Consider the following 9,556-nt stretch of genomic DNA (forward strand, 5'->3'; position numbering starts at 1 on the left):
GGACCAAGGCGAGCGCGAGCGGCGCCCGTATGCCCTTGGTGCGCGCGCCGAGGATCGAGCGCACGGCGGCGGCCGGCGGCATGGGCAGACCGCGCCGCCGCTACGGGCGGCCAGCCGGCTCATTTCCCGGCTCGGGTGTCAGTGCCATACGGATCGTCAACTCGCTGTCGCGCATAGGCATCAGGCGAAGCGTCAGTCGATCCTCCCGGAACTTCCGCCGCCAGCCGCTTCAGCAGTTCCGCCGCCTCCGTCAGCGTCCGCTGCTCGGCGGGGGTGAGCCGGTCCGCGATGGCCCCGGCCAGCCAGCTCTGCTTGGACTGCCGCAGGGACGTGAGCGTACGCCGCCCCTCGGCAGTGACGGAGAAGACGACCTGCCGGCCGTCGGTGGGGTGCGGGGTGCGCTCCAGCAGCCCCTGCTCCTCCAGATGGCTCAGCGTCAGCCGCATCGACTGCGGCCGTACCAGTTCGGCGCGGGCCAGCGCCGCCGTGGTGGCGGCCCCGTCAGCCGCGATCCGGCTCAGCGCCGAACGCTGGGTGGGCGTGAGCTCCCCCTGCGGGGAGGCCGCCCGCAGCCGCCGCGACAGCTGACCGACGACGGCCGTGAGGTCGGCGGCGGTGCGTGCCTGCGTCGGATCGGGTTCTTGATCGGGCATGGCCCCACCGTAAGAGTTCAACAGGAAAACTTGCAAGTTTGCCTGTTGTTTTCGCGGGGGCGGGGGTGTGCTTGGCTGGCCGCCATGAGTGACGCACTCGGCGTTGGCCGACCGGACAAGATCGCTTACATGACACAGGTCGCCGCTCTCGCGGTCGGCCGTTCCTACAAGGAGACCCTGCTCGAAGCCCTCGACCTGCGGCCGGGGCAGACCGCCCTGGATGTGGGGTGCGGACCCGGCACGGACCTCGGGGGACTGGCCGCCGGCGTCGACGAGTCCGGCCGCGTCATCGGGGTCGACCAGGACCCGGCGATGCTCGCGGAGGCCACGAGCCGGATGGCCGACCGCCCCTGGGTCGAACTGCGCGACGGTGACGCGCACGCCCTGCCGGTGGCCGACGGCAGCGTCGACCGGGCGCACGTCGACCGCGTCCTGATGCATGTGGCGGACCCCGGCAAGGTGCTCGCCGAACTGCGCCGCGTCGCCCGGCCGGGCTGCGTGATCGGGCTGGCCGAACCCGACTGGGACACCCTCGTCGTCGACTCGGACGACCTCGAAACCGCCCGCGCCTTCACGCGCTACACGACCGAAGTGGCCGTACGCAACGCCACGATCGGCCGACAGTTGCCGCGCCTGGCCGAATCGGCCGGGTTCGCCGTCGACGCCGTCACGGCGACCACGCCGGTCTTCCGCGATGCCGCACTCGCCGACAAGGTCCTCGGCCTGGGCCGCAACACCCGGCGCGCCATCGACGCCGGATACATGGACGAGAGCCGGGGCCGGGCCTGGTTCGCGTCGCTGTCCGAGGGGCCCTTCCTGGCGTCCTCCACCCTGTTCACCGTCGTGGCCCGCGCCTGAGGGGCGAGGCCCGCTCCTGAGTTCTGAAGGGTCCCGCACGCGCACGCCGTCCCGCGGTTCTGCCGTCCCGCGAGGGTCTGCCGTCCCGACCGAGACCGCCGGGACGCGGATCGCCGGGACGCGGACCGGCGGGACCCTTGCCACACCCCGTGCCGGGTCATACGGTCACATCCTCACGTAGATCGACTTGATCGACGCGTGTTCAGCCTGGTTGACGCCCTGGCAAAGGAGCAATTCATGGCCAAAATCGTCCGCGCCGCACTCGTCCAGGCCACCTGGACCGGTGACACCGACTCGATGATCGCCAAGCACGAGGAACACGCTCGCGCGGCGGCCGACCAAGGCGCTCAGGTGATCGGGTTCCAGGAAGTCTTCAACGCACCGTACTTCTGTCAGGTCCAGGACAACGAGCACTACCGCTGGGCCGAACCGGTGCCCGACGGACCGACCGTGCGCCGCATGCGGGATCTCGCCCGCGAGACCGGCATGGTGATCGTCGTGCCCGTATACGAAGTGGACCAGCCCGGCTTCTACTACAACACCGCAGCCGTCATCGACGCCGACGGCAGCTACCTCGGCAAGTACCGCAAGCACCACATTCCGCAGGTCAAGGGATTCTGGGAGAAGTTCTACTTCCGCCCCGGCAACGCCGGCTGGCCCGTCTTCGACACCGCCGTCGGCAAGGTCGGCGTCTACATCTGCTACGACCGCCACTTCCCCGAGGGCTGGCGCGCCCTCGGCCTCGGCGGCGCGCAGATCGTCTACAACCCCTCCGCCACCTCGCGCGGCCTCTCCGCCTACCTGTGGCAACTGGAGCAGCCCGCGGCGGCCGTCGCCAACGAGTACTTCGTCGCCGCGATCAACCGCGTCGGCACCGAGGAGTACGGCGACAACGACTTCTACGGCACCTCCTACTTCGTCGACCCCCTCGGCCAGTTCGTCGGCGAGAAGGCCAGCGACACCAAGGAGGAACTCGTCGTACGCGACCTCGATCTCGACCTCATCGACGAGGTCCGCCAGCAGTGGGCCTTCTACCGGGACCGCAGGCCCGACGCCTACGACGGCCTGGTACAGCCATGAGCACCCCGGCCTCCCTGTACGCCCGCCACCAGGCGGTCATGCCGGACTGGCTCTCGCTCTACTACGAGCGGCCGCTGGAGCTCACGCACGGCGAGGGCCGGCACGTCTGGGACGCCGAAGGCAACCGCTACCTCGACTTCTTCGGCGGCATCCTCACCACCATGACCGCCCACGCCCTCCCCGAGGTCACCAAGGCCGTCGGCGACCAGGCCGCCCGCATCCTGCACACCTCCACCCTCTACCTCGACCGCCCGATGATCGACCTCGCGGAGCGGATCGCCCAGCTCTCCGGCATCCCGGACGCCCGCGTCTTCTTCACCACCTCCGGCACCGAGGCCAACGACGCGGCCCTGCTGCTCGCCACCTCCTACCGCCGCTCCAACCAGATCCTGGCGCTGCGCAACAGCTACCACGGCCGTTCCTTCGCCTCCATCGGCATCACCGGGAACTCCAACTGGTCGCCCACCAGCCTCTCGCCGCTCCAGACGCTGTACGTGCACGGCGGCATCCGCACCGACGGCCCGTTCGCGCACCTGTCGGACGCCGAGTTCACCGCGGCCTGCGTGGCGGACCTGAAGGACATGCTCAGCCAGACGCACGGCAACGTCGCCGCCCTCATCGCCGAACCGGTCCAGGGCGTCGGCGGGTTCACCAACCCGCCCGACGGGCTCCTCGCCGCCTTCCGCGACGTCCTCGACGCGCACGGCATCCTGTGGATCTCGGACGAGGTGCAGACCGGCTGGGGCCGCACCGGCGAACACTTCTGGGGCTGGCAGGCGCACGGCCGATCGGGCCCGCCCGACCTCCTCACCTTCGCCAAGGGCATCGGCAACGGCATGTCGATCGGCGGCGTCGTCGCCCGCGCGGACGTCATGAACTGCCTCGACGCCAACTCCATCTCCACCTTCGGCGGCTCACCCGTCACCATGGCCGCCGGCCTCGCCAACCTCACCTACCTCCTGGAACACGACCTCCAGGGCAACGCCCGCCGCGTCGGCGGCCTCCTCATCGAGCGGCTGCGCGCCGTCGCCGCCGGACTCCCGGTCGTACGGGAAGTACGCGGCAGGGGCCTGATGATCGGCGTGGAACTGATCAACGGCGACGGCACCCCCTCGCCCCGCGCCGCGACCGTCGCCCTGGAACGCGCCAGGGAGAACGGCCTGCTCGTCGGCAAGGGCGGCCGCGACGGCAACGTCCTGCGCATCGCGCCCCCGCTCTCGCTGTCCGTCGCGGAGGCCGAGGAGGGGGCAGAGCACCTCGAAGACGCGCTGCGCGCCGCACAGTCCGCCACCACAGCACCCGGAGACATCATCGGAGACAGCAGAGGAATCGGGGGAGAGGAACAGCCATGACCCGCACACTCATCAGGGGCGGCCTGGTCGTCACCGCCGCCGAGGAGACCCACGCCGACGTCCTGATCGAGGACGAGAAGATCGTCGCGCTCGCCGCCTCGGACAGCGCGTACGCCGCCGGCTGGACCGCCGACCGGGCGATCGACGCCACCGGGAAGTACGTGATCCCCGGCGGGATCGACGCCCACACGCACATGGACTTCCCCTTCGGCGGCACCTTCTCGGCCGACTCCTTCGAGACCGGGACCCGCGCCGCCGCCTGGGGCGGCACCACCACGATCGTCGACTTCGCGGTCCAGACGCGCGGGCAGGCGCTGCGCGAGGGGCTCGACCTCTGGCACGCCAAGTCCGACGCCCAGTGCGCCGTCGACTACGCCTTCCACATGATCCTCTCCGATGTGAACGAGTCCACGCTCAAGGAGATGGACCTGCTGGTGGGGGAGGGGGTCACCTCCTTCAAGGGTTTCGTTGGCTCGTGTGACCAGAAAATTTCACGGGGCGTAGGCCCCCGACCTGCGGGGAGGGTCCGTCCGAGGCTGTCAGCGGTAGGCCGTGCTTGTTGCGGGGGTGGCGTGAGCCGTCGCAGGGCGGGGCGGTGGCGCGCTCACCGTCCCTGCTCGTTCTCAAGCCATTCGGCACGGGCGCGATGTGAGTTGTCGGGCGGCCTTGCTCGCCGTCAGACGCGACGTGAAGGGACTTATCAGGAATGACTCGGACTCTCATTGCCGGCGGCCTGGTGGTCACTGCCGCTGAGGAGATGCAGGCGGACGTGCTGATCGAGGACGGCCGCATTGCAGCGCTGGCGACACCAGGCAGCCAGCGGTGGACTGCCGATCGCGTTATCGATGCTTCGCGTAAGTACGTTATCCCCGGTGGGATCGATGCGCATACGCATATGGAGATGCCGTTCGGCGGCACATTCGCGTCGGACACATTTGCGACCGGCACGGAGGCGGCGGCGTGGGGAGGTACAACCACGATCATTGATTTCGCGATGCAGTCGAAGGGCGGGTCTCTGCGGTCGGGGTTGGACGCTTGGCATGCCAAAGCCGATGGCAAGTGCGCGATCGATTACGCGTTTCACATGATCGTGTCCGACGTAAACGAGTCGACGCTCAAAGAAATGGACGGACTTGTCGGCGAAGGCGTGAGTTCGTTCAAACTGTTTATGGCGTATCCGGGCGTCTTCTACTCCGACGACGGGCAGATCCTGCGCGCGATGCAGCGCTCGGCCGGCAACGGCGGGCTGATCATGATGCACGCGGAGAACGGCATCGCCATCGACGTCCTCGTGCAGCAGGCACTGGAGCGAGGTGAGACCGACCCGCGATATCACGGCGAGGTCAGGAAGGCGCTGCTGGAGTCGGAGGCGACCCACCGCGCGATCAAGCTGGCCCAAGTCGCTGGGGCGCCGCTGTATGTCGTGCACGTGTCGGCGCAAGAAGCTCTCGCTGAGTTGGCACGGGCTCGTCATGAGGGTATGCCGGTGTTCGGCGAGACGTGTCCGCAGTACCTCTTCCTGTCCACGGACAACCTCGCCGAGCCGGACTTCGAGGGTGCGAAGTACGTGTGCAGCACGCCGCTGCGGCCCCGTGAGCACCAGGAGGCGCTGTGGCGGGGGCTGCGCGGGGATGATCTCCAGGTGGTGTCCACGGACCACTGCCCGTTCTGCTTCACGGGCCAGAAGGACCTGGGGCGTGGTGACTTCTCGAAGATCCCCAACGGGATGCCGGGCGTGGAGAACCGGATGGACCTCCTCCACCAGGCCGTCGTGGACGGGCACATCTCGCGCCGCCGCTGGATCGACATCGCCTGCGCGGCCCCGGCGCGGATGTTCGGCCTGTACCCGAAGAAGGGCACCATCGCGCCCGGCGCGGACGCCGACATCGTCATCTACGACCCGCAGGCCGAGCAGACCATTTCCGCTGAGACGCACCACATGAACGTCGACTACTCGGCGTACGAGGGGAAAAGGATCACCGGCCGGGTCGAGACCGTGCTCTCGCGCGGTACGGCCGTACTCGACCAGCGGCAGTTCACCGGGCGCGCCGGCCACGGCCGCTACGTGCCGCGCGGCACCTGTCAGTACCTGAGCTAGGAGGCGTGGACATGGACTTCGGACTCGTCCTTCAGACCGACCCGCCCGCCACCGCCGTCGTCGATCTGATGCGGCACGCGGAGCAGCGCGGCTTCACCTACGGCTGGACGTTCGACTCGGCCGTGCTGTGGCAGGAGCCGTTCGTCATCTACAGCCGCATCCTGGACCACACCGAGCGGCTCATCATCGGCCCCATGGTCACCAACCCCTCCACCCGCACCCCGGAGGTGACCGCCTCCACCTTCGCCACCCTCAACGACATGTACGGCAACCGCACCGTCTGCGGCATCGGCCGCGGCGACTCCGCGATGCGCGTGGCGGGCCGCAAGCCCAACACCCTCGCCACGCTCAGCGAATCCATGCACGTCATCCGCGAATTGGCGGAGGGCCGCGAGATATCGGTGGACGGCACGGCGCTGCGCTTCCCCTGGGTGCGCGACGGCAAGCTCCCGGTGTGGATGGCCGCGTACGGCCCGAAGGCCCTGGCCCTGGCAGGCCGCGAGGCCGACGGCTTCATCCTCCAACTCGCCGACCCGTACCTCACCGAGTGGATGATCAAGGCGGTACGCGACGCGGCGGCGGAGGCCGGCCGTGACCCCGCGGACGTCAAGATCTGCGTCGCCGCCCCGGCGTACGTCGGCGACGACCTCGCCCACGCGCGGGAGCAGTGCCGCTGGTTCGGCGGCATGGTCGGCAACCACGTCGCCGACCTCGTCACCCGCTACGGCGAGCACTCCGACATGGTCCCCGAGGCCCTGACCGCCTACATCAAGGCCCGCGAGGGCTACGACTACGCCCACCACGGCCGCACCGGCAACCCCGACACCGCCTTCGTCCCCGACGAGATCGTGGATCGGTTCTGCCTGCTCGGACCGGTGGAGGCACACCAGGAGAAGCTGCGCGCGCTACGAGACCTGGGCGTCGACCAGTTCGCGCTGTACGCGATGCACGACGCCAAGGAGACGACGATCGACGCGTACGGGGAGCGCGTCATTCCCGAACTGGGCTGACCGATGCGCCGGAATCCGCCCGCATCTCGGCAGCCCTCACTTGCCCAGGTCTTTCTCCGTGAAGAGGAAGATGCCTCCGACAATGAGGGCTGCCCCGATGAACTGCCAGACGTTCAGGGCCTCGCGGAGAAAGACGACCGCGGTGGCCACACCGAACACCGGAATGACGTTGAGGATGATTCCGGCCGTGCTCACCGAGACTCGTGTGAGAGCGCGGTTGTAGAGCAAGAAGGCGATGCCCAGACCGAGCCCACAGACCAGGACCACCGTCAGCCAGTGGCCGGGGTGGACGGACGCGGTCAGAAGACCGTCGCCCATGCTCCAATGCCAGACCAGCAGGGGCATGGTGAACAACAGGCCGAAGAGGAATTGATAGGCCGTCACCACCAGCGGATCCATATCGGTGACGGCCCGGCCCGCGATCATCGTGGCGATGGCGGCGGACAGCGAACCGGCCAGGACGAGCAGGGAACCCGACGACAGCCCCAGATCGCCTCGGGACCCGCCCAGCACCGCCACGCCCACGGCACCGAGAAGGATTCCCGCGACGGCCCCGAGAGTGGGCGCCCGCCGGCTCGACAGCGCCGTGAGCACGACGACGAATACGGCTTCCGTGCCGCCCAGCAAAGCGGCTTCGGAAGCGTTGACGTGCGCCAGCCCCACAATGGTCGCCCCGTACCCGAGCATGGGCTCGAAGAATCCGAGCAGGGCCAGCAACGCCAACTGGCCGTGACCAGGGCGTTCATGGCAGCCCCGACGGAGCAGGATCGCCCAGAGCAGGACGGTCGAAGAAGCCAGTGTCACGGCCAGCAGCGTCACGCCGGCCATGCCCGCCAGGCCGAACTTCTCACCGGTGGCCCAGAGACCCCACAAGGAGGAGGCGACCAGCAAGGGCGCCAGTCCGGGCTGTCGACGGGTGATCACCGAGGCCATGGGATTCCGGGCGCCCTCTCCACCGCCGGGGCTCGCGTCACCTCACCCGTCGGCCGGCTGAGGGGGATAGACGTGCTCCGTCCCCCAAGGATCGGTGACCTTGCCGTCGCCCGGGAGATAGACCGGTCCGATCGGCACCTTGCCGTGACCGCCGGGGATGTCCAGCACGTAGGTGGGCTGACACATCCCGGAGACCCGGCCGCGCAGATTCCGCATCAACGCCTGCCCCTCGGCGATCGAGGTGCGGAAGTGACCGGTGCCCTGGGCGAGGTCGCCGTGGTGCAGGTAATAGGGCTTGACCCGGTTCACGATCAGCGTGCGGAAGAGGTCTTCGAGCGCTTCGGGTGTGTCATTGACGCCTTTCAGCAGCACAGTCTGGCTGACGAGGGGAACCCCCGCGTCGACGAGTCGGGCCAGCGCGGCGCGGGCGTCGTCGCCGAACTCCTGGCTGTGATTGGTATGGACGACGACCCAGACCGGCGTGGGCAGGCGCAACGCCTCGACCAAGTCGTCGGTCACCCGGCGCGGGTCCACCACGGGCACCCGGGTGTGGAAGCGCACGACCTTTACATGGTCGATGGCGTCGAGGGCTTCCAGCATGGGCCGCAATTTCGTCGGCGCGATGATGAGGGGGTCACCGCCGGTGAAGATCACTTCCCAGATCCGCGGATGCCGGCGAATGTAGTCCAGCGCCGCTTCCAGGTCCTGCCCCTTGAGCATCCCGTCGCCGGGGCCGACGACCTCGCGGCGGAAGCAGAAGCGGCAGTAGACGGGACAGATGTGTACGGGCTTGAACAACACCCGGTCCGGATAGCGGTGAGTGATCCCCTTCAGCGGAGTGAACGGTTCGTCCCCGATGGGGTCGGCCGTCTCCTCCGGCGTGGTGATCAATTCGAGCCCCGTCGGGACGAACTGACGCCCGACGGCGTCGTCAGGATCGAGGATACGGTCCTGCATGGCCGGAGTGATGCTCACCGCATAACGATGAGCGACGTCGGCGAGTTCCGGAATATCGGCCTCATCGACGAGCTTTCCTTCGAGGAGATCTCCTGGCGTTCGGATGGATCGTCGAGTCATTTCCTCCGCTCCTCGCAGAGATTCCCTGTATAAACAGTTCGACTCTACGAGCCTGCACTATGGACTTCACCGTTGTCGAGGGTTCCTGAAAGCGAACCGTTGCCCGTGCCGGTGGGTGGGAATAACGGGGCCCGTTCCGTCCGCTCAGAGGTGGAAGCCGATCGCCTGGAGTTGTTCGCGGCCGTCGTCGGTGATCTTGTCGGGGCCCCAGGGGGGCATCCAGACCCAGTTGATGCGGAGTTCGTTGACGATGCCTTCGGTGGCGGATTTGGCCTGGTCCTCGATGACGTCGGTGAGCGGGCAGGCCGCCGAGGTGAGCGTCATGTCGAGGGTGGCGATGTTGGCGTCGTCGACGTGGATGCCGTAGATGAGGCCGAGGTTGACGACGTCGATGCCCAGTTCGGGGTCGACGACGTCGTAGAGCGCCTCGCGGACCTCCTCTTCGGACGCCGGCTTCGTCGTCACAGCTGCGTTCTCACTCATGCGGTCTTCGCC

9 protein-coding genes and 1 pseudogene are annotated in these 9,556 nt (G+C 68.4%); 6 read left to right on the forward strand and 4 right to left on the reverse strand.

Annotated features, from left to right (window positions below):
* Positions 1 to 119: 119 nt before the first annotated feature.
* Positions 120 to 653: a MarR family winged helix-turn-helix transcriptional regulator gene (locus tag ACFU99_RS20890; protein ID WP_384394133.1), complete on the reverse strand. Its 534-nt coding sequence runs from the start codon at positions 651 to 653 to the stop codon at positions 120 to 122.
* A gap of 129 nt (positions 654 to 782) precedes the next feature.
* On the opposite strand from ACFU99_RS20890, the gene ACFU99_RS20895 reads away from it, so the two are divergent.
* From ACFU99_RS20895 to ACFU99_RS20920, 6 genes and pseudogenes are all read left to right on the forward strand, one after another.
* A complete protein-coding gene (locus ACFU99_RS20895) occupies positions 783 to 1,511 on the forward strand; it encodes a methyltransferase domain-containing protein (protein ID WP_384394135.1) in 729 nt (242 codons plus the stop codon).
* A 237-nt stretch (positions 1,512 to 1,748) separates the two neighbouring features.
* Entirely contained in the window at positions 1,749 to 2,591 is an 843-nt protein-coding gene (locus ACFU99_RS20900) for a nitrilase-related carbon-nitrogen hydrolase (protein WP_384394137.1), read from the forward strand.
* On the forward strand, positions 2,588 to 3,943 hold the full coding sequence (locus ACFU99_RS20905; RefSeq protein ID WP_384394139.1) for an aspartate aminotransferase family protein: 1,356 nt from the start codon (positions 2,588 to 2,590) through the stop codon (positions 3,941 to 3,943). Before ACFU99_RS20900 ends, ACFU99_RS20905 begins: the two co-directional genes overlap by 4 nt.
* A pseudogene (locus ACFU99_RS20910) lies at positions 3,940 to 4,413 on the forward strand (amidohydrolase family protein); the annotation flags it as partial. The gene ACFU99_RS20905 and the pseudogene ACFU99_RS20910, both read left to right, overlap by 4 nt.
* Positions 4,414 to 4,649: 236 nt before the next feature.
* On the forward strand, positions 4,650 to 6,041 hold the full coding sequence (gene hydA / locus ACFU99_RS20915) for a dihydropyrimidinase (protein WP_384394141.1): 1,392 nt from the start codon (positions 4,650 to 4,652) through the stop codon (positions 6,039 to 6,041).
* A gap of 11 nt (positions 6,042 to 6,052) precedes the next feature.
* A complete protein-coding gene (locus ACFU99_RS20920; protein ID WP_384394143.1) occupies positions 6,053 to 7,051 on the forward strand; it encodes a TIGR03842 family LLM class F420-dependent oxidoreductase in 999 nt (332 codons plus the stop codon).
* Between the two features lie 36 nt (positions 7,052 to 7,087).
* On the opposite strand, the gene ACFU99_RS20925 is transcribed toward ACFU99_RS20920, so the two are convergent.
* The 3 genes from ACFU99_RS20925 to ACFU99_RS20935 form a co-directional block, all read right to left on the reverse strand.
* Complete coding sequence (locus ACFU99_RS20925; RefSeq protein WP_384394145.1) at positions 7,088 to 7,984, reverse strand: DMT family transporter; 897 nt, start codon at positions 7,982 to 7,984, stop codon at positions 7,088 to 7,090.
* 42 nt (positions 7,985 to 8,026) lie between these two features.
* Entirely contained in the window at positions 8,027 to 9,061 is a 1,035-nt protein-coding gene (locus ACFU99_RS20930; RefSeq protein WP_384394147.1) for a lysine-2,3-aminomutase-like protein, read from the reverse strand.
* Positions 9,062 to 9,205: 144 nt separating this feature from the next.
* Complete coding sequence (locus ACFU99_RS20935) at positions 9,206 to 9,544, reverse strand: metal-sulfur cluster assembly factor (RefSeq protein WP_384394148.1); 339 nt, start codon at positions 9,542 to 9,544, stop codon at positions 9,206 to 9,208.
* Positions 9,545 to 9,556 lie beyond the last annotated feature (12 nt).

It is taken from the genome of Streptomyces sp. NPDC057654, assembly GCF_042800135.1.
Classification (GTDB): Bacteria; Actinomycetota; Actinomycetes; order Streptomycetales; family Streptomycetaceae; genus Streptomyces.